General features: G+C 35.9%; 20 protein-coding genes. 10 read left to right on the top strand and 10 right to left on the bottom strand.

Annotated elements, in window-relative coordinates:
- From L6N96_00995 to L6N96_00980, 4 genes are all read right to left on the bottom strand, one after another.
- The coding region (locus L6N96_00995) for an NTP transferase domain-containing protein (GenBank protein MCP8322743.1) at window positions 1–268 on the bottom strand (268 nt) is incomplete at its 3' end.
- 164 nt (window positions 269–432) lie between these two features.
- Window positions 433–651, bottom strand: coding sequence for a hypothetical protein (locus L6N96_00990; GenBank protein MCP8322742.1), 219 nt, complete (start codon window positions 649–651; stop codon window positions 433–435).
- A gap of 54 nt (window positions 652–705) precedes the next feature.
- Window positions 706–2,898, bottom strand: coding sequence for a CDC48 family AAA ATPase (locus tag L6N96_00985; GenBank protein MCP8322741.1), 2,193 nt, complete (start codon window positions 2,896–2,898; stop codon window positions 706–708).
- A 119-nt stretch (window positions 2,899–3,017) separates the two neighbouring features.
- The gene (locus L6N96_00980; protein MCP8322740.1) at window positions 3,018–3,302 is read right to left on the bottom strand and encodes an elongation factor 1-beta; all 285 of its coding nucleotides are present in this window, start codon (window positions 3,300–3,302) and stop codon (window positions 3,018–3,020) included.
- Between the two features lie 143 nt (window positions 3,303–3,445).
- Between L6N96_00980 and L6N96_00975 the strand changes: the two genes are divergently transcribed.
- Entirely contained in the window at window positions 3,446–4,552 is a 1,107-nt protein-coding gene (locus L6N96_00975; GenBank protein ID MCP8322739.1) for an ATP-NAD kinase family protein, read from the top strand.
- Window positions 4,553–4,616: 64 nt separating this feature from the next.
- Here L6N96_00975 and L6N96_00970 read toward each other — a convergent pair whose 3' ends face one another.
- Genes L6N96_00970 through L6N96_00960 form a run of 3 tightly spaced genes read right to left on the bottom strand, consistent with a single transcriptional unit; the run spans window position 4,617 to window position 7,465 of the window.
- Window positions 4,617–4,796, bottom strand: a complete 180-nt coding sequence (locus tag L6N96_00970) for a zinc finger domain-containing protein (GenBank protein MCP8322738.1) — start codon at window positions 4,794–4,796, stop codon at window positions 4,617–4,619.
- A 37-nt stretch (window positions 4,797–4,833) separates the two neighbouring features.
- Complete coding sequence (locus L6N96_00965; protein ID MCP8322737.1) at window positions 4,834–5,772, bottom strand: ArsA family ATPase; 939 nt, start codon at window positions 5,770–5,772, stop codon at window positions 4,834–4,836.
- 16 nt (window positions 5,773–5,788) lie between these two features.
- A complete protein-coding gene (locus L6N96_00960) occupies window positions 5,789–7,465 on the bottom strand; it encodes a TIGR04190 family B12-binding domain/radical SAM domain protein (GenBank protein MCP8322736.1) in 1,677 nt (558 codons plus the stop codon).
- Window positions 7,466–7,941: 476 nt separating this feature from the next.
- Between L6N96_00960 and polX the strand changes: the two genes are divergently transcribed.
- Window positions 7,942–9,645, top strand: a complete 1,704-nt coding sequence (gene polX / locus L6N96_00955; protein ID MCP8322735.1) for a DNA polymerase/3'-5' exonuclease PolX — start codon at window positions 7,942–7,944, stop codon at window positions 9,643–9,645.
- Between the two features lie 72 nt (window positions 9,646–9,717).
- Here polX and L6N96_00950 read toward each other — a convergent pair whose 3' ends face one another.
- On the bottom strand, window positions 9,718–10,893 hold the full coding sequence (locus L6N96_00950; protein ID MCP8322734.1) for an NAD(P)/FAD-dependent oxidoreductase: 1,176 nt from the start codon (window positions 10,891–10,893) through the stop codon (window positions 9,718–9,720).
- 96 nt (window positions 10,894–10,989) lie between these two features.
- On the opposite strand from L6N96_00950, the gene fen reads away from it, so the two are divergent.
- Entirely contained in the window at window positions 10,990–12,015 is a 1,026-nt protein-coding gene (gene fen, locus L6N96_00945) for a flap endonuclease-1 (GenBank protein MCP8322733.1), read from the top strand.
- On the top strand, window positions 12,012–12,707 hold the full coding sequence (locus L6N96_00940) for a protein-L-isoaspartate(D-aspartate) O-methyltransferase (GenBank protein ID MCP8322732.1): 696 nt from the start codon (window positions 12,012–12,014) through the stop codon (window positions 12,705–12,707). The genes fen and L6N96_00940 overlap by 4 nt, the downstream gene beginning before the upstream one ends.
- 3 nt (window positions 12,708–12,710) lie before the next feature.
- Here L6N96_00940 and L6N96_00935 read toward each other — a convergent pair whose 3' ends face one another.
- On the bottom strand, window positions 12,711–13,145 hold the full coding sequence (locus L6N96_00935) for a DUF371 domain-containing protein (GenBank protein ID MCP8322731.1): 435 nt from the start codon (window positions 13,143–13,145) through the stop codon (window positions 12,711–12,713).
- Entirely contained in the window at window positions 13,135–13,854 is a 720-nt protein-coding gene (locus L6N96_00930; GenBank protein ID MCP8322730.1) for a hypothetical protein, read from the bottom strand. The genes L6N96_00935 and L6N96_00930 overlap by 11 nt, the downstream gene beginning before the upstream one ends.
- 129 nt (window positions 13,855–13,983) lie before the next feature.
- On the opposite strand from L6N96_00930, the gene L6N96_00925 reads away from it, so the two are divergent.
- The 6 genes from L6N96_00925 to L6N96_00900 all read left to right on the top strand — a co-directional run.
- Window positions 13,984–15,198, top strand: coding sequence for an argininosuccinate synthase (locus tag L6N96_00925; protein ID MCP8322729.1), 1,215 nt, complete (start codon window positions 13,984–13,986; stop codon window positions 15,196–15,198).
- A gap of 10 nt (window positions 15,199–15,208) precedes the next feature.
- Complete coding sequence (gene argH, locus L6N96_00920; GenBank protein ID MCP8322728.1) at window positions 15,209–16,690, top strand: argininosuccinate lyase; 1,482 nt, start codon at window positions 15,209–15,211, stop codon at window positions 16,688–16,690.
- Window positions 16,687–16,860, top strand: a complete 174-nt coding sequence (locus L6N96_00915) for a lysine biosynthesis protein LysW (protein MCP8322727.1) — start codon at window positions 16,687–16,689, stop codon at window positions 16,858–16,860. Before argH ends, L6N96_00915 begins: the two co-directional genes overlap by 4 nt.
- The gene (lysX, locus tag L6N96_00910; protein ID MCP8322726.1) at window positions 16,838–17,725 is read left to right on the top strand and encodes a lysine biosynthesis protein LysX; all 888 of its coding nucleotides are present in this window, start codon (window positions 16,838–16,840) and stop codon (window positions 17,723–17,725) included. The genes L6N96_00915 and lysX overlap by 23 nt, the downstream gene beginning before the upstream one ends.
- A complete protein-coding gene (gene argC, locus L6N96_00905; protein ID MCP8322725.1) occupies window positions 17,722–18,780 on the top strand; it encodes an N-acetyl-gamma-glutamyl-phosphate reductase in 1,059 nt (352 codons plus the stop codon). Before lysX ends, argC begins: the two co-directional genes overlap by 4 nt.
- Window positions 18,781–18,785: 5 nt before the next feature.
- A partial coding sequence (locus L6N96_00900; GenBank protein ID MCP8322724.1) for a [LysW]-aminoadipate/[LysW]-glutamate kinase occupies window positions 18,786–19,472 on the top strand: 687 nt, incomplete at its 3' end.

The following is a 19,472-nucleotide window of genomic DNA, read 5'->3' as shown; positions in this document are numbered from 1 at the left end:
TTACAGCTCCACCAGTACCAAGTGGTTCCTCTTCGATGATATAATTTATCGGAACTCCTTGGTATTCATGCTCAAAATGATTCTCTAATATCTCTCCTTTATGTCCGCAGGAGAATATGATCTGATCAAGTTTTATATTTTTTATCAACCATTTCAATTGAATCTCAGCTATAGGTTTACCGTTGATCGATACCATAGCCTTTGGTTTGTCGTTTGTAAGAGGTCTCAGTCTAAGTCCTTGGCCACCTGCTAGAATTATAGCTTTCAAATTCTTCAATCTCCTGGAATTTCGTAGAGACTCAATTGGATTGATAGTATAAGTTTCTATCGGTATGATGGAGTAATAATTATATCTATACAAGCCAAAATGTTACTAATTTATTTGTGAATAAATAATGTTTAAAAGAGAAAAAGGATATGTCTTAATCCAGATCAATCTGCCTTTTGAATTATTTCAACTCTTTTAGCATCTTTCCTAACCCAATTAACAGATATTAATCCCATAATCTCCAATTGCATCAATGCTTTGTTTAAATCTCTAGTATTTATGTCAGGGTCTTCCTTTTTCAGTTCATTGATCAAGTCCACATCCAAAATGTTCTTCTGTTGTTTTAATTTCTCATAGAGAATATTTTTTAGAGGATATTTCAACTTAATAACCTTGCAGAAGATAGTCTACTAAAACTTTTGTTCGTTTATAAGTCTTTAAAAATAAATAGATTTATCTATTTTTAACGAATAACTTCTTAACTGTTTATGGAGAGACTTATACCATGATTCTATTTCAGACGTAATGGAAGGTCTTACCTTTTTAATGGCTTCTTCAAAGTCAACTTTTACAACTTCCGAGTTCTTTGTATTTCTTTGTATTGATGATATTGCAGCTTCTCTGCAAAGAGCTTCTATATCCGCACCGCTAAAGCTTTTAGTCATACTTGCTATCTCCTCTAAATTAACATCTGCAGCCAAAGGCATCTTTGAAGTCAATAAACCTAAAATTGCCAATCTTGCCTTTTCATCAGGGGGAGGCACATAAATAAGGAGATCTAATCTACCAGGTCTTAATAAGGACATATCAATAAGGTCAGGTCTATTCGTTGCACCTATTACAAATACCTCACCAGAGGTCCGTGAACTATCCATGTCTGTCAGCAGTTGGCTTAAAACACGCTCTCCTGAGCTATAATCTCCATCAAAGGAAGATCGTGGTTTAGCGAGAGAGTCAATCTCATCAAAGAATATCAAGCAAGGTGCTGATGACTTTGCTTTTCTAAAGATATTTCTAACTGCCTTCTCAGATTCACCTACCCATTTACTTAATATCTCCGGACCTCGAATATTGATGAAGTTAGCACCACTTTCTGAAGCAATTGCGTTGGCTAATAAAGTCTTACCACAACCAGGAGGTCCATAAAGTAGCAACCCGCTCGGAGGTGTTACACCTAGCTTCTGGAACTCCATAGGATTCTTAATGGTTCTTATTACATTTTGTGAAAGTACGGATTTAACTTCATTCAAACCCCCAACTTGATCCCATTTTATCGATGGTATTTCGATGTAAAACTCTCTAAGAGCAGTTGGTACGATCTCTCTAATAGCCATCTGAAAGTCTTGAGGTATAATAATCATCTTCTTTAATACTTGGGGAGGTATTTTTTCGCCTTCGAGATCGATCTCAGGCAAGTATCTACTTAAAGCTTTCAATGCTGCTTCTCTACATAAAGCTCTCAAGTCTGCTCCAGAGTAACCAAAAGCCTCATAGGCGATCTTCTTTAGGTCTACATTTTTAGTTAATGGCATACCTCTTGTGTGGATTTGTAATATTTCAAGTCTAGAATTAGCATTAGGCACACCAATTTCAAGTTCACGATCGAACCTTCCCGGTCTTCTAAGGGCGGGGTCAATACTATCGGGCCTATTAGTTGCGCCAATTATTACGACTTTACCTCTATCAGATAAGCCATCCATTAATGCTAAAAGCTGGGCTACAACCCTCTTCTCCACATCTCCAAAAACTTCTTCACGTATAGGAGCAATAGCATCTAGCTCATCTATTAGTATCATACTAGGCGCATTATTCTTTGCTTCTTTAAAAATATCCCTGAGACGAGCTTCTGTCTCTCCATAATATTTGTTCATTATTTCAGGACCACTTATAGAAAAAAAAGTAGCTTCGGATTCATTAGCAAGAGCTTTTGCTAATAAAGTCTTACCACAACCAGGAGGTCCATAAAGTAGTATCCCGTTTGGTGGGTCTATACCAAGACGTTGAAAAACTTCTGGATGACGTAATGGTAACTCTACAATCTCCCTTAGCTTATTTATCTCTTCTTTAAGACCACCTATCTCTTCATATGTAACTCTTGGTGAAATCTTTTCTTCAATAATAGGTTCGGGGAGTATCTTTAAATGTGTACTATTCATTATTTTAGCAATTGACTTTGGTCTGACTTTGGCTACATTAAATATTATTGGGCTACCAAGTATAACAACTGAAATTTGATCCCCCTCCGTTATAGGTTTACCTTTTAACCTATTCCTTACAAACTCTGAGAACTCCTTGTCAATACTAAGTTTTATATTTACAGGAATAAAAATTACGCTTCTAGCCGTCTTTACATTTGTAATCTTAACATCAACATAATCGTTTAAGGCTACGCCGGCATTTTTTCTTGTCTGTCCATCAATTCTAATAGCACCTCGCAATTTATCCTCTTTGTCTGCCGGCCAAGCTGCAACAATTGTAGACCTTTTTCCCATCAGTTTAAGAAAATCGCCAGCACCTGCACTCAATACCTCCATAGTATCTATATCGAGTCTAGCTCTTCCCTTCCCTACATCTCTTTGCCTCGCTTCTGCAACTTTTAATTGGATGGATTTAGTTTTTCTTCTGACCATTGATCGTCAAAGATAATTTTGAAAAGGTGGATAAAAATATTTTATGAATCTTAGCTTCGAAGCTGTAATAGAACCTAATCCTAAAGAGGAAGACTCTAAAACTAAATTCATATCATTTTTTATTTTTTAAGGTTCGTTGAGAACTTGCTAATCCCAATAACTTCTATCTGACTGACTAAGTCCGATAACTTTAGAGCCTTTTCAAGGCGATCCATCTCACCATCTTTCTCCTCTATAAGAAAATCCATTATTGATGCTGTAAGCCCAAAAGCTATTGGATCCTCGATAACTCTTTTCACTTCCATGTTCGATGGTAAGCTCTTTTGAACAGATTCTAAGACTTCATTTGGTTTGGTTTCGGCATCTATAGGTAATACCTTTAATCTAACAAGTACTTTACCCAAATCTATCTAAAATTCGCTATATAATTCTACTAATATAATTATCGATTATTTTTGTATCTTTTGTTAAGAACGTTAATTAATTTTTTAATTTAATCTTTTAAAGTATGCTTATTTGTTTAATTTCAATAGTTGGAGATATTGCTATGAAAACTATTGGTTTCATCGTAAATCCTATTGCCGGAATGGGTGGAGCAGTAGGTCTTAAAGGCACTGATGGAAAATTCATCTTGAAAAAGGCGTATCTTCTAGGAGCTAAGCCTATTTCCCCAAAGAGAGCAAAGTCATTTCTTACGGGATTGGAACCTGAGAAAGAGAGGGTCAGAATCATTACAGGAGCTGGAATAATGGGAGAAGATGAAGCTCGTAATCATGGTTTCGCTTTGACTACTTTAGGCAAAGAAAAGAAGGAGACCACTGCTGAAGATACTAAGGAACTTGCTAAAAGAATCAAGGATTCTGGTGTAGATCTTCTTATCTTTTGTGGAGGGGATGGAACTGCCCGTGATATTCTAGATTCCGTTAGTTTAGAACTTCCAGTTTTAGGGGTACCAACAGGAGTAAAAATGCACAGTTCAGTTTTTGCTGTAGGTCCTTTAGCCTCAGCTAAGATAACAATAGAGTTCTTGCATCAAAATTTACCTCTTAGAGAGGCAGAAGTTATGGATGTAGATGAGGAGGCCTATAGGAAGGGTCGGTTGTCTGCAAAGCTTTATGGTTATTTATTAACTCCGTATGAGCCAAACTTAATTCAGGGAGCGAAAATAGCGAGTCCGATGACAAAAGTTGAAATGTATAACCAAGCGGCAATAGCTTTGTATATAATCGAAGAAATGAAAGCCAATTTGATTTATCTAATTGGTCCTGGAACTACAACTCGTACTATCGGAGACCTTTTAGATGAGAAAAAAACCCTTTTAGGGGCCGACATTTTTTGTAACAAAAAAATCATAGCTAAAGACGTGAATGAAGAAGAAATATTAAAGAGAATAAAAGGAAAGGATGTGAAAATTATTTTAACACCAATAGGAGGGCAAGGTTTCATCTTTGGAAGAGGAAATCAGCAATTCAGTCCTGCTGTGATTCGACAAGTAGGTTTGAATAATATAATAATAGTTGCAACAGAGTACAAGATAGGAAAGTTAAAGAGTTTAAGGGTCGACACTGGTAGCCCTGATCTTGACGATGAAATTCGTGGATACGCTGAAGTGATAACCGACTATAAAAAGAAACAAATGGTAAAAATCGAATAATGTACCAATGATCCCTTCTTTATTTAAGGGATAATAAATCAAAATTTAGAATAATGATATAAAATTATGGACCTATAAAGCTACAGTTAACGCACTTAAAGTCTCTTGAAAATTTTCTGCACTTTTCACATCTCCATATAACTACTTGACCACAATTGAAGCAGTAAAACTTCGCTGCCTTCTCACCAGGCGTTATAGGTCTATTGCACGAGGTGCATGTTGGTAGAGATACTCTTTCTGACATTTCATCAACACTAAAATTAAATTAAATATATGTTTTCCTATGAGAATAGCAATGATTCTACTTTTCTTATCTCCTCGATCCCTCTTACTTCACATGGTAGCTGATAGAGTATAGCTAAACCAGGATCTTCGCTATATCTCTCTTTGAGTGAATTGATATAATTTTTCTGCATATTGGCTCTTTGTTTGAGAAAATCGCAAGTACAGTTGTCATCAGTAATAACATAATTAATAATAATTTGACTTACCAACATACCAAAAGCTTTAAGCTCATTAAAAACTCTCTCGGTCTGGCGAACTCCTAAAGCCTCTGGAATGGTTACGATTATTGCATGAGTCTTCTTATTCTTGATCATATCAAGAACCCTTTGGGCTAAGTTTTCCCATGATGCAATTATATCCAAAGGGTCTCTTTTTGCTCTACCCTTTATGAGAGTATCTACTGCTTTGCGAACTCTGATATATAATTTTGCAGCTTCGCCTAGATGAGTATAAAATTTATCCTGTAATTTAACGAGAGAGAGAGTGCCGCCTGCAGGAGCAGTATCCCATACTATCCGATCGTAATCTCTACTCTCATAAAAGTCGAGTATATAACTCAGTGCAAATTCCTCATCTATGCCAGGTGCACCTGCGATATAGTCTATTATCTCTTCACCTACTGGCAAGAAAGATGATAAGACTTCGTACACTTCACCTCCAAATTTTTCTTTCCATCTTTCTATGACAAGCTCATAATCTAATTCTACTGCTTCAAGGCCTTTATAAGGAGCATGGGTGATGGTACCGCTAATATCGATGTCTAATATATCGGATAATGAAGGGGTCGGATCAGTTGAAATAAGTAATGTTTTAAGTCCTTTTTTTGCAAAGTGTAAAGCAGTAGCAGTTGCACATGTAGTCTTACCAACTCCGCCTTTACCACAAAAAGCTACGATCTTTGGATCTTCGGTATCAAGGTAATTTAGTCCTTTCAAATCTATCACTTACCATTTATATGGACCACCTCAATAGTTCATCTTTAGCACATAATAACTTTTGATTTATCTCTCCAATTTGGCTTTTTAAGTTATGTAATTCTTCAGAACGTACTTTGTGATTATCAATTTTCATTATTCTATCTATCTTTTCCAATGTATTACAAGCGGATTGTATTTGCATATTGATTATTTCATAAGAATTGGAATCAATAAGATTGAATTGAGATTTAATTCGATTTAAAAAATTAGCAACATCGTATGTGACTTCCACTAATTCATCTCTAGTCATCCATGTAGTCTGATAACTTAAGAAGTATTTCCAACTAGGGTAAGTTACGGCTTCCCTATAGTCTTCCAATTCCTTAAAGAATAATTGATATCCATGATTTTTTGGATCTTCAAATGCTATACTTCCTGGATCTAAAAATGGAGCGAGAGGTGCGATAAAGGGATGAAGGTTTTTATCTTTCCCGTACTTTTCAAGTATATCCCGACAATATTCTGCTGTATCCAAAACGGATTCTGTTGTTTGATAAGGAAGACCTATCATAAAGAAAATATCGAATCTTCGACATCCTATTTTGAATGCATGTGATATAGTCTTCTCAAGTTCATTATTACCATAAGATCTACCAAAGGATTGTCGAATAATCTCATTATGAGATTCAGGTGAAATTTCTAAGTTGAAGTTAGGAACACTTTTAGCGATTTTTTCCAAATAATCTTTGCTAGCTGGCATAAAAAGCTCAATTACTAATGGATTATCTACCTTTTCCTTTTTCATAACATCAAAGACCGATTCAGCATATTTTTTTCCTATTATCCGAAGATCGCCTAAAATAAAAGTCGGTCCATCTAAATATCGTTGTATGCTTTGAATTTCTTCGACAAGTTTTTCAGGTCTACTATATGCAAGCGACAACCTATTATAATACTTTTGATAAGCGTACTGAGATCCTCCACAAGTAATGCAATTAAATATGCAGCCTTTGCAAGCTAGAACAGATGTTATTGGATAATTATTCCATTCTTTACATGGTAGATGACCTGATACATCCCTATACCTTAAAGCAGACTTTACTATAGATCCACAATCTATTAAAAAGTCATCAAGACACTCAGGAACGAAAGAGAGTGAATTGATATGTATTTTGTTATTAGAATCTCTCCATGTGATGTTCTGTACATTTTCAGGACACTTTTTGGATTTATTTTCTATATGTTGCATTAATTGAAGTAAAGGTTTTTCAGCAGAGTCGCCACGAATTATATAATCTACATATGGATAATTTTGAATAATTTGATTATGGAAATATGTCGATGATAACCCACCTAAAATAACTGGACTGTTTGGATGATGTTTTTTAATTATACGTGCAAGTTCTAGACTTCCCTGGGCATGGACTAGCCAATGGAAATCTATACCGAATGCTTCAGATTTTAGGTGTTTTATTTGATTTTCAGGATCAAACTTGGGATCTTCTAACATCTTCAAAGCAATATTGATGATACGAACTTTGTATCCATATAGCTCTAAATATCGTAAAATGCTAATAAAACCAATAGGATACATGTCAAAAATAGGTGTGGGAGGTACAACGTCGCTTATTGGTCCATACATTATCGATCTTTTCCTAAAGTCATATACACTTGGTGCATGAAGAAGCACTAAATCTGTTTTGCGAGTCATTTTCGATACCCTAATTAGAAGATTCCTACATGCTGACTGTTCTTGCTTCTTTTTATAAATATATCTCGCTTATTCCATTAACATTAAGATCGTCCAAGGTCTCTAAATACACATTACCTGTATTTCCGACCCAGAACAAACATAAAAGACCCTGACTCTTCGTATCAAATTCTTTTCTACAAAATCTACCAGGTTTCCGATCTCCCAAGGCAGTTTATCCGGAGCGTGCTTCTTATAAAATTCTTCCTACTCTTCTTTCCTTAATCTATTATCATTGTCTTATCTATTAGTGCTTACTTAGAAGTGGAGTAATACCCATGTTCAGGTAAGTCATAGTAAGTAGAGATTAGGATACAGCTTTTACTTAATATCAAGAATCCTTTTTTCATCATATTTATAATATTAATGCCCCTCCTTACTCGATAAGTATAAAGAATGATTACTAAATAGAAGTAAACAAACGGTAATTAATGTGAATGAAGAATCTAAAAGTGGCAAAAATTCTAAACGAAATTGCGGATTTATTGGAGTTAAAAGACGTTGAATTCAAGCCAAGAGCATACAGAAAGGCCGCTATTTCCGTTAAATCTTTGTCTAAAGATATCGAAGAAGTAAAGGAAGAAGGCAAACTTAAAGAATTACCAGGAGTTGGAGAAAATATAGCAAAGAAGATTGAAGAGTTAATCGATACCGGTTCATTGAAATATTATGAAGATCTTAAGAAAGAGTTCCCTATCGATTTCGAATCTCTTTTAGCAGTAGAAGGTCTTGGACCTAAAACAATCAAAATTTTGTATAAAAAATTAAGTATCAAAAATCTAGACGACTTAGAGCGAGCGGCGAAAAAACATAAAATCAGAGAATTGGGGGGTTTGGGAAAAAAAACTGAAGAAAAAATCCTGGCAAATATCAAATTTGCTAGAAAAAAGAAAGAGCGAAACTTACTGGGCTATATTATTCCAATATCTGAAAATCTTAGAAACGAACTAAATAAGTCCAAGTTTGTTGACAAGGTCGAGATAACAGGATCGATAAGGAGAAAGAAAGAGACTATCAGGGATATCGATATATTAGTTATAACGAAGAAACCAGAAAAAATTATGGATTTCTTCACGAGTTATGATGGAGTTATTAGAGTAGTGGCAAAGGGGAAATCCAAATCTACTGTGAAGTTAAAGGAGGGTATACAATCAGATCTTAGAGTAATCGAAAGAAAATCTTTCGGCGCCGCTTTGATGTATTTTACGGGTTCTAAAGAATTTAATGTTGAAATGAGGAGGGTAGCGATTAAGAAAGGGCTCAAACTAAACGAGTATGGACTCTTTAAGGATGGGAAACAAAAGGTTGGAAAAACGGAAGAAGAAATTTTCCAAAGATTAGGAATGACGTATATAGAACCTGAATTAAGGGAAAATAGAGGGGAAATAGAAGCGGCTTTAGAAGGGAAAATTCCTAAATTGATTGGGTATAATGAGTTGAAAGGAGACCTACAAATGCATTCTAAATGGAGTGATGGTTCTCATACAATCGAGGAAATGGCAAAGGCAGCTAAGGGACTAGGGCATGAGTATATAGCTATAACCGATCATACAGGTACTTTACGTATAGCTAAAGGGATGGATGAAATAACTATCAGAAAACAGATGAAGGAGATTGAAGAAGTCGATGAGAGAATCAATGGATTAACGGTATTAAAAGGTGTAGAGGTCAACATAGATTCTGAGGGTAAATTAGACATTAAAGACAAAGTATTAAAAAATTTGGATGTTGTTGTAGCTAGTATACATTCTGGTTTTAGACAGGGAAAAGAAAAAATAACTAAAAGGATAATATCAGCTATGGATAATGAAAATGTTGATATAATTGCCCATCCTACTGGAAGAAAGATTCAAGAAAGAGCTGGTTATGATCTTGACTTTGAAAAGGTCTTCGAGAAGTCAATAGAAACCAATACTTTTCTGGAAATAAACTCTTATCCGAATAGATTGGATTTAAACGATATAAATGTTAAAAGAGCTCTAGAGTTTGGTTGTAAATTAGTCATAAACACAGATTCACATAGCATAGAACATTTAAGATATCTAAATCTAGGAATAGCAACTGCCAGAAGAGGTTGGGCCAAAAAGGATAATATAATCAATACTTTACCTATTAAAAAACTATTAAAATTATTTAGTTAATATCACCATGAAATTCTATCTCATAATCGTAAACTCCTATACCTGTAGAGATGGATCTAGATTCTCTTGAAATTATTTTATACTCTTGATTAGATTAAATATAGCCTCGGTACCTAATTTTATTAGATCTAAAGCTAAAGATGGATTTTCTTTAATAATAGTCAAAGTTAGGTGTATTCCAATAGAATGATAGTCAAAGTCGGCCTCATCTACCAATCTATCAATAATATTTGAGGATGCCATCGCTTTAAATATCCGTTCAATCTTTTTATTGTCAAGTTCTCTAAAGATTTTTCTTGCTTGGGACATAACTGTGAATTCTTTTCCGAACATCTTCTTCCACTCAAGTTCATACTCTCCTAAAGCTGATGGCTCATTAAGAAGCAAGCTCTTTGAGATAGCTCTCCCTGCAAATAATCCACCTATACCTCCGGTGAATATACCTCCACCAGTTGTAGGTTTTGTCTGACCTGCTGCATCACCAACAAAGATTACTTTATCATGTATAAAATTTGATAATGCACCGCCAACAAAAATGGGCGATACTATCTTTTTGATTACCGTAGCTTTGCGATCTTTTATAAAATCATCAAGATATCTGGAAGGATTTATTCCTTTACCCGCAACGCCTAACCGGGCAATATCATTACCTAGTGGAATTACCCATGTGAAAAATTCAGGTGTAATTCTATTATCTAGATATAGTTCAACTCTATCTTTCTCAAACCAAGATCCATATACATCATATTGAGCAGCCTGTAAAAATCCATTTTGGCGACTATGCTTTAATGATGATTTTCCCCTTGCATCAACTAAAATCTTAGCCGATTTTTCATATTTTGTAGATGTAACTTTTATGATTTCATCTTCGGTTTTGATACTTAATACCCTTTCTCCCAAATTTAATAAAGTGCCGTATCTCTCTGCAAGACGTGCAAGTTCTCTATCAAATTTTCTCCTATTTAATACGATGATCCTTTGCCTTTTAGTTTCAAACTCAACCTTTGATCCAAGTGGGGAGTAAATAATTGCCCTTTTGATTTCATTTTCGACGATTTTTCTGCTCGGGTATAACCCCAAATCCGTTAGAGCTTTTATACTGATAAGACCTCCACATTTCTCAGGGATCCCAATCTCATAATCTTCTTCTAAGACGATAACGTTAAGACCTGAAGCGGCTATCTCTCTTGCAGTTACGAGGCCAGATACACCACCCCCAGCCACAATTACATCAAAGTCAGTTTGCAAAGTAACTTCAGTCTAGAATTATGTTTAATTAATTCCTTCCTATTATAACTAAATATCAAGCCATAAATAACTGTATACTATACCTTATTTTGAAAAATGGGCGTTGATTTAAAGAATCTAATAAAAAAAGAAAGGTTATCATTAGATAATTTATCTAGGAGAACACTTGCTATTGATGCCTACAATGCTCTCTACCAATTCCTAGCTGTTATAAGAGGTGGGTGGGGAGAACCTCTAATGGACAAACAGCGTAGGATAACAAGTCATCTGAGCGGTTTATTCTACCGAAATATAAATTTCCTTGAGAGGGGAATAAAACTTGTCTATGTTTTTGATGGAAAACCGCCAGAAATCAAGGAAAGAGAAATTGAGAGAAGAAGGAAGTTTAAAAGAGAAGCCACTGAGAAATATATGAAGGCATTCAAGGCTGGAAAGGTTGATGAAGTAAGGAAATATGCTCAGAGTACATCTCAACTAGAGACTAAAATGGTTGAAGATGCAAAGAAGTTGTTAACTATAATGGGCATACCTTGGGTGCAGGCTCCATCTGAGGGTGAAGCTCAAGCTGCTTATATGGCTAGGAAGGGGGAAGTCTGGGCCGCAGTATCTCAAGACCATGACTCTTTACTTTTTGGCGCTACTAGGCTTGTAAGAAACTTGACAATATCTGGAAAGAGAAAACTCCCTGGAAAGAATGTATATGTAACTATCGATCCGGAAAGGGTGGATCTCGATAAGATTTTAAAAGATCTGAGTATAACAAGAGAGCAACTCGTTGACATTGGCATACTTATTGGGACAGACTTCAACCCTGATGGCTTTAAAGGAATAGGTCCTATGAAAGCTTTGAAGTTAATTAAAAGTCACAAGAGTTTAGATAATATTCCTGATATGCAAAAACAAATAGCAAGTATTGACTATCAAACGATCAGAAATATATTTCTAAACCCAGAGGTCACAGATTCTTTCGAGTTAAGATGGAGTAAGCCAGATATTGTGTCGATAGTCGATTTTTTATGCCATGAGAGGGATTTTTCAGAAGAAAGGGTAAGATCTGCAATAGCTAGGTTTGAATTTATTGAAAGAAAAAAGTCTGAAACTCTAGAGAGGTGGTTTTCTTGAAGGGAGTAAGAAATTTTTCACTTTTAAGAAAGATGATGGTTGATAAGCTTAAGAAAGAGGGAATTATCAAATCGAAAGAAGTTGAGAGGGCGTTCTTTACAGTCCCTCGTGAAGAGTTCGTCTGGCCCGATATGAAGAACCTAGCTTATGAGGACACCCCTTTACCGTTAGGTGGAACAGGACAGACTATCTCAGCACCTCACATGGTGGCTATTATGCTCGAAGAGTTCGATCTTAAACCCGGGTTAAAAGTCTTGGAGATAGGAACAGGAAGTGGCTATAATGCAGCCCTCATGGCCGAAATCGTCAAACCAACAAATTCTATAACAAAAGGTCACGTCATTACCATAGAAAGAGTCCCTGAACTGATACAATTCCCTAAATATAATCTAGATAGGACCGGATATTATAATAGGGTTAATGTAATATTGGGTGATGGCACTTTGGGCTATCCTGCAAGAAGTGAAGAAATGCTATATGATAGAATAATGGTAACTGCTGCGGCACCTCATATACCTAATTGCCTAAAAAATCAATTAAAGATAAATGGTATCATCCTGGCTCCTATAGGCAATACTTTCATGCAAACCCTTGTAAAATTAAGAAAATTCGAGGGAGGGAGAATAAATATTGAGGAGATCTGTGGTTGTGTATTTGTTGCTCTAATCGGAGAGGATGGTTTTAGGTTTTAATCCTCATAAAGTCGTGATTATCATCTTTCCTTTAGTTTCCTTTTTCCGTAAAAGTCGAACCATATATCGAGGCAAATCTTCAGCTGCTCTAGTAGAACATATAGCCAATGTCCTTGGGCAGACGTAATTGCTTTTTCTAACAACGATATCCTTATCATCGTTTAACATAAGTGAGGGATGCCCAAGCGCGTTAACAATAAAAACATGCTTACCTACATAGATTGTTATTTTTATAGGAACATCTATCTGTTTTATACGTTTTTTTAATTTCTCATTAATGTCAATACATGATTTATTCGCCTTTATACCTATTATACAATCTCCACTTTTAGAGAGGTCGGTATCTTTTGTAATTTCAAATGTTGTCTTATGTGTGGCTTTTATCAATGGATGTCCAAAAAAATCGACAATTTCTATATGCTTATTATTATTCATCATTCTTTTCTTTGGCTTCATTTTGTTGGGATATACGAGCTTCAGAGATTAATTCTGTTAAAACTGAAAAGGCAGCACTAACATCTTCCATTTTAACAATCATAATAGTATCAGTAAAGCAACTTGTTGTATCATAAATATTTATCCGTCTTCTTGAAATTTGATTATAAAAAGTTGCTATACACCCTGGAGTTTCAGTGATCTCTATAGGACTACGCATAATAATAGCTGCAAGGTCCGTCTTCTTTTCCAATACATCCTCTCTCTGAAATAATGAGGATATCTCAGGAAATAATTTTTGGTCGAAAATGAGTGTTATGGCTGTTATACTTTCGGAAACTTGTAAAAATTCTTCTTGATAGTCTGCCAATAACTTTTTTGTAGTTGAAAGGCTTTTTCTTGTCTTTTCTATTGAGAGCTTGGCTACATCTGTTCTAACGTTTATTACACTATTAGCTATTACTCTCCTTACATCTTTAAAGAATAGACTGTACGATCCCCTCGTTCTCTTAACAGCTGTAATTACACTTTGTAAGTTGACTTTTCTATGCATATTCATCTCAACTTTCGGTTTTATCATCCTTGCTATTGCACTCAAATTCCCATATTTTCTTCGAAGAGCATCTTGAAGAGCGACATCATTCTCTATGATAGTTTTTACAATCTTCGATACGGATTCTGGTATCGATGAAGTTTTTATTATATTAGTCATTTTTAATTAATAATGGTCAAATTAGACCAAAAAATATAAAAATATTTCGTTATTCATCAAAAGTAACATATCTGTGGAGTAAGAAGTTGATCACGAGTAACATATTATCAGTAATAAAGATCATAGGAAGTGGTAAAGCTGACTGAAAAAATTGTTCTGGCATATTCTGGTGGACTTGATACATCGGTATTAATTAAGTGGCTACAAGAGAAGTACAAAGCCGATATAATAACAGTAACGGTTGATGTTGGTCAGAAAGACAATTTCAAAGAGATTGAGAGAAGAGCAAAGGAGATTGGGGCAATTAAACATTATCTTATAGACTCAAAGTTAGAATTCGTAAGAGATTATATCTTTCCATCTATAAAGGCTAACTCATTATATGAATCAAAATATCCATTGAGTACTGCTCTTACTAGACCCATTATAGCTTCTAAACTCGTAAAAATAGCTGAAAAAGAAGGAGCTTCTGCTGTGGCACATGGATGCACAGGAAAAGGGAACGATCAAGTTAGGATCGAAATAACGATAAAATCCCTGAATCCAGAACTCAGTATCATGGCACCAATCCGTGAATGGAACGTAAGCCGTGATCAAGAGATACAATATGCGAGAGAGCATGGTATAAAAATTGAGTATAAAAAATCGATCTTCAGTATAGACCAGAACTTATGGGGCAGATCTATAGAAGGAGGTTCAATAGAAGATATCGGAACTGAACCGCCTTTAGAAGCATTCGAGTGGGTAAAGCCTATAGAAAAAGCACCGGATGAAGCAAAATATATCGATATTGAGTTTGAAAATGGAGTACCCACATCTGTAAACGGTATAGAAAACGATTCAGTTAAGCTCATATCATATATCAATGAAATTGCTGGAATGCACGGCATTGGCATTATCGACCATATAGAAGATAGACTTGTGGGTATCAAGTCCCGTGAGATTTACGAGTGCCCTGGGGCTTTATGCCTTATAGAAGCTCACAGGGATATCGAGAAACTCGTACTTACTCGGCACGAGCTCTTTTTCAAGGAGATTGTCGACTCACAATGGTCATGGCTTGTCTATTCAGGTTTATGGCTCGACCCTTTAAAAGATGATCTTGATGCTTTTATTAATACAACTCAAGAAAGAGTGGAAGGTAAAATAAGAATGAAACTTTACAAAGGAAATTTTAGAGTTGTAGGTAGATCTTCAAAATATTCTTTATACGATTCTAACCTTGCGACTTATGGTATATCATCTAAATTCGATCAGTCACTTGCCAAAGGTTTCATAGAGCTTTGGGGTCTGCCTAGTCGTGTAGCCCGTTCGATATCTAAGACAAAAAAGGAACTGAAGTGAGGTAAATAAATTGGACATATTAAGGGGAGAAAGATTATCAGAATTTTCTAATGAAGCGGCAGAATATACTACATCTATCAATAGTGATAAGTTCTTAATCACACCTACGATTAAGATCAATAAAGCACATATGCTTATGCTTGTGAAAAAAGAGATAATCGATCCAAGAGAAGGTTTTCTTTGCATTAAAGCTCTTGAAAAAATTCCTGAAGATATTGAGATGGACTTAAAGTTAGAAGATGTTCATATGAATGTTGAAGCTTTAGTCGTGAAAGAAATAGGAGAAATGGTTGGTGGTCAACTAAATCTAGCTAAGAGTAGGAATGATCAAGTGGCTACAGCAATAAGGATGACTTTAAGAGAGTTCATATTAGACATAAGTTCAGCCCTTATTCTGCTTTTAAAAACGATCTTACAAAAGTGTGATGAGAATCTAAATACGATTATGCCAGGTTATACTCACTTACAGCATGCGCAGCCTGTAACACTTGCCCATCATCTTCTTGCATATTATGATTCATTGATGAGAGATGAAGAGCGTCTGATGGGAGTGTATGAACATATTAATCTTAGCCCTATGGGGGCTTGCGCTTTGGCTACAACAGGCTTTGAAATTGATAGAGAGATGGTGTCTAAGCTCTTAGGCTTCGATGGATTGGTCGAGAACTCTATTGATGCGGTAAGCACCAGAGATTTTGCAGTAGAATCTATATCAGACCTTGCAATAGTTATGACTGATCTAAGTAGATTTGCAGAAGAACTCATATTTTGGAGCAGTTATGAATTCTCAATAGTTGAGGTGCCTGAAGATTACGCATCTACAAGTAGTATAATGCCACAGAAGAAAAACCCTGTTGTTATTGAACTAGTTCGTGCTAAAACTTCAAATATTTATGGAAATCTATTAGCATCTCTTACAATTTTAAAGGCTCTACCCTACAGCTATAATCTCGACTTACAAGAACTAACACATCATATATGGGAATCATGTGAGACTACTTTATCGACAATCAAGATATTCTCTCATATGTTTAAAAAGATGAGATTTAACACAAAGAGACTTATCGATCTTGCCCAGAACGAAATGTCAACGGCAACAGAACTGGCAGACACGATTGTTAGAGAGCACCGTATTCCTTTCAGAAGTGCTCATAGAATAGTAGGTATACTCGTCCGAAAAGCTTTAACAGATAATAAGAGATTGGATCAAGTAGCTAAAGAAGATTTAGACGAGATCATAAAGATGACTATTGGAAAGAGCTTACATACCCCTAATGAAGCTATACAAAAAGCTTTTGATATAACTGAAAATGTCAAGATAAGATCGGTAAGAGGCGGGCCCAGCTCGAATGAAGTCTCAAGAATGTTGAAAAAAAGATATGAAGCTTTAAAAAATTACAACTGGATCTCAAAAAAGAAAGAGAAGTTAAAATTTGCAGATAATATGCTGGCTGAAGAAATCTCAAAATTAAAGGAGGTGATCGATATATGAAGACGAAGTGTTCGGAATGTGATGGAGAAATTGAATTACCAGAAAATTTGATAGTAGGTGAGATCGTTACGTGTCCTGATTGCGGACTCGATTACGAAGTCTCCGAAGTAACTTCTGATGGTGTATCTTTGAAAAAAGCAGAAGATATTGGAGAGGATTGGGGAGAATGAAGTATTGATAAAACGCATTGGGCTTGTATTTGACAGAATCCGTTGGGAGGAAAAAGTCCTTATAGAGAAGAGTAAAAAGAAAGGTTTGAACATAATACCCATAAATGCGAAGAAACTTTGTTTGAATACACAAAGTCAAGAAAATTTCAAGGCTGTTTATGGAGAGATAGTCCTACAGAGGTGTATAAGTTATTTTAGAGGTTTACATATTACTGCATTTTTTGAAAGTAAAGGTATAGATGTAATAAATCCATTAAAAGTGGCTCAAATATGTGGGAACAAAGTTTTAGGTACATTAGCTTTAGTGGAATCTGGAGTACCTACACCTCAAACTTACATCGCTTTTTCACCAGAAGGAGTATCGAAAACTCTGGAGGAGATAGGTTATCCAGCTGTTCTAAAGCCGATAATAGGGAGCTGGGGCAGGTTGATTGCACCACTCAAAGATAAAGATACGACAGAGGCATTGATAGAGTCAAGAGAGATTTTAAACAATCCTCTCCATAAGATCTATTATATCCAAGAGATGGTTAGTCGTCCACAAAGGGATATAAGAACTGTAATTGTTGGTGACAGGGTAATAGCATCTATTTATAGGTATTCGAATGAAGATTGGAGGACAAATGTTGCGAGGGGAGGAAGAACTGAAATCTGTCCCTTAACAAAGGAGCTCGAAGATGTTGTGTTGAAGGCTGCAAAGGCTGTAGGGGGCGGGATTTTAGGTGTTGATGCTATGGAAAGTCCTAAAGGAGTTCTAGTTCATGAGATAAACAACACAGTAGAGTTTAAAGGCGCCATGACTGCTGGAGCAAATGACATACCTGAAAAGATTTTAAATTATGTTATAAAATCGGTGAGAAGATGAAAACAAAAGTAGGAGTAGTGGGAGCTTCAGGTTATGTAGGAGGAGAATTATTAAGGATACTGCTCTTTCATCCTCAAGTGGATATTGTATGTGCAACTTCGAGACGTTATAAAGGAGATTATGTATATCATGTCCACTCGAACTTAAGAGGCTTAACAGACCTCAAGTTTATTGATCAAAACTCACAAGAGATAGCAGAGAAGTGTGATCTCGTATTCTTAGCTTTACCTCATGGCTCATCAGTAAAGATAGTTCCTGATTATGTAAAGATGAGAAAGAAAATAATCGATCTAAGCGCAGATTTCAGGTTGAAAGATCCTGAAGATTATCCAAAGTGGTATGGGTATGAGCATCCTAATCCTGACTTACTCAAGAAATTTGTATATGGAGTTCCGGAACTCCACCGTGAAGAGATAAAGAATTCATCATTGATAGCGTGTCCGGGTTGCATGGCAGTTGCCTCCATTCTTCCTTTAGCGCCTCTAATCAAGAATAATCTAATTGAGAAAGATCGGATAGTCGTAGATATAAAGATAGGCTCATCGGGTGCCGGAGCTGCTCCTTCGCCAGCAACCCACCATGCTATTCGTTTTGGAGTGATAAGACCTTATAAGCCAGTAGGTCACAGACACACAGCAGAGATTGAGCAAGAACTTGATCTTCTTACAAAAGATAGCGTAAAAATTGCTATGTCTGCTCATGCGGTCAATATAGTGAGAGGTATCTTATCTACTTGTCATACATTTACGTTTAATCACCTAACTATTCGTGATTTATGGAAAATTTTCAGAACCTTCTACCAAAAGGAGCCTTTTATAAGGCTTGTTAGGGATATGAAAGCTCTTTACAAGCTTCCTGATCCTAAGGTGGTTATAGGCTCGAACTATTGTGATATTGGGTTCGAATCAGACGAACATATCAATAGAGTCGTTGTTTTTTCAGCTACTGATAACTTGATGAAGGGTGCTGCTGGGACGGCTGTACAGAATATGAATATAATGATGGGTTTTGATGAGAAGACAGGTTTACAAAGTCCAGGTATACACCCGGTTTGAAAGAAATGGCAATAGTGGTTAAAATAGGAGGAAGCATCTTAAAACAAGGGATAAATCCTTCTATATTAAAAGACCTAAAGGATACATACCTCCAACAGAAGGTTTTGCTCGTTCATGGCGGAGGAGACCAAGTAACAGAAATAGCAGAAAAGTTGGGAAAGCCACAAAAATTTATCATTTCACCTGGAGGAATCAGAAGCCGATATACAGATCTGGAAACTATAGTCATCTTTACAATGGTCATGGTTGGCAAGATAAACAAGGAGTTAGTTACCACACTGCATAAGGCTGATATAAAAGCAATCGGACTTTCAGGAGTCGACGGTTCCATTATAAAAGCTGAGCGTAAAAAGAAACTTATTATAATAAATGAAAGAGGAAGAAAGATGGTAATTGAAGGAGGCTATACGGGAAAGATAAAGGAGATAAATTCTAATCTTTTAAAAATCCTTCTTAACGAGGATTACATGCCTGTTGTAGCACCTATAGCAATAGGAGATGAAGGAGAGCTACTGAATGTGGATGGAGATAGAGCAGCAGCCTACATAGCAGGTAGCTTAGGAGCTGATAAAATTATCTTTCTCACAGATGTTCCTGGAGTATTAATGGATGGTAAACCTATATTAAAGATGAGTATTCTGGAGGCTAAAGAAATTATGCCTAAGATAGGGTTTGGGATGGAGAAGAAAATT

This window comes from Candidatus Methylarchaceae archaeon HK02M2 (assembly GCA_024256165.1).
Classification (GTDB): Archaea; Thermoproteota; Nitrososphaeria; order Nitrososphaerales; family JACAEJ01; genus HK02M2.
This window is presented reverse-complemented; position numbering and strand designations above follow the sequence as displayed.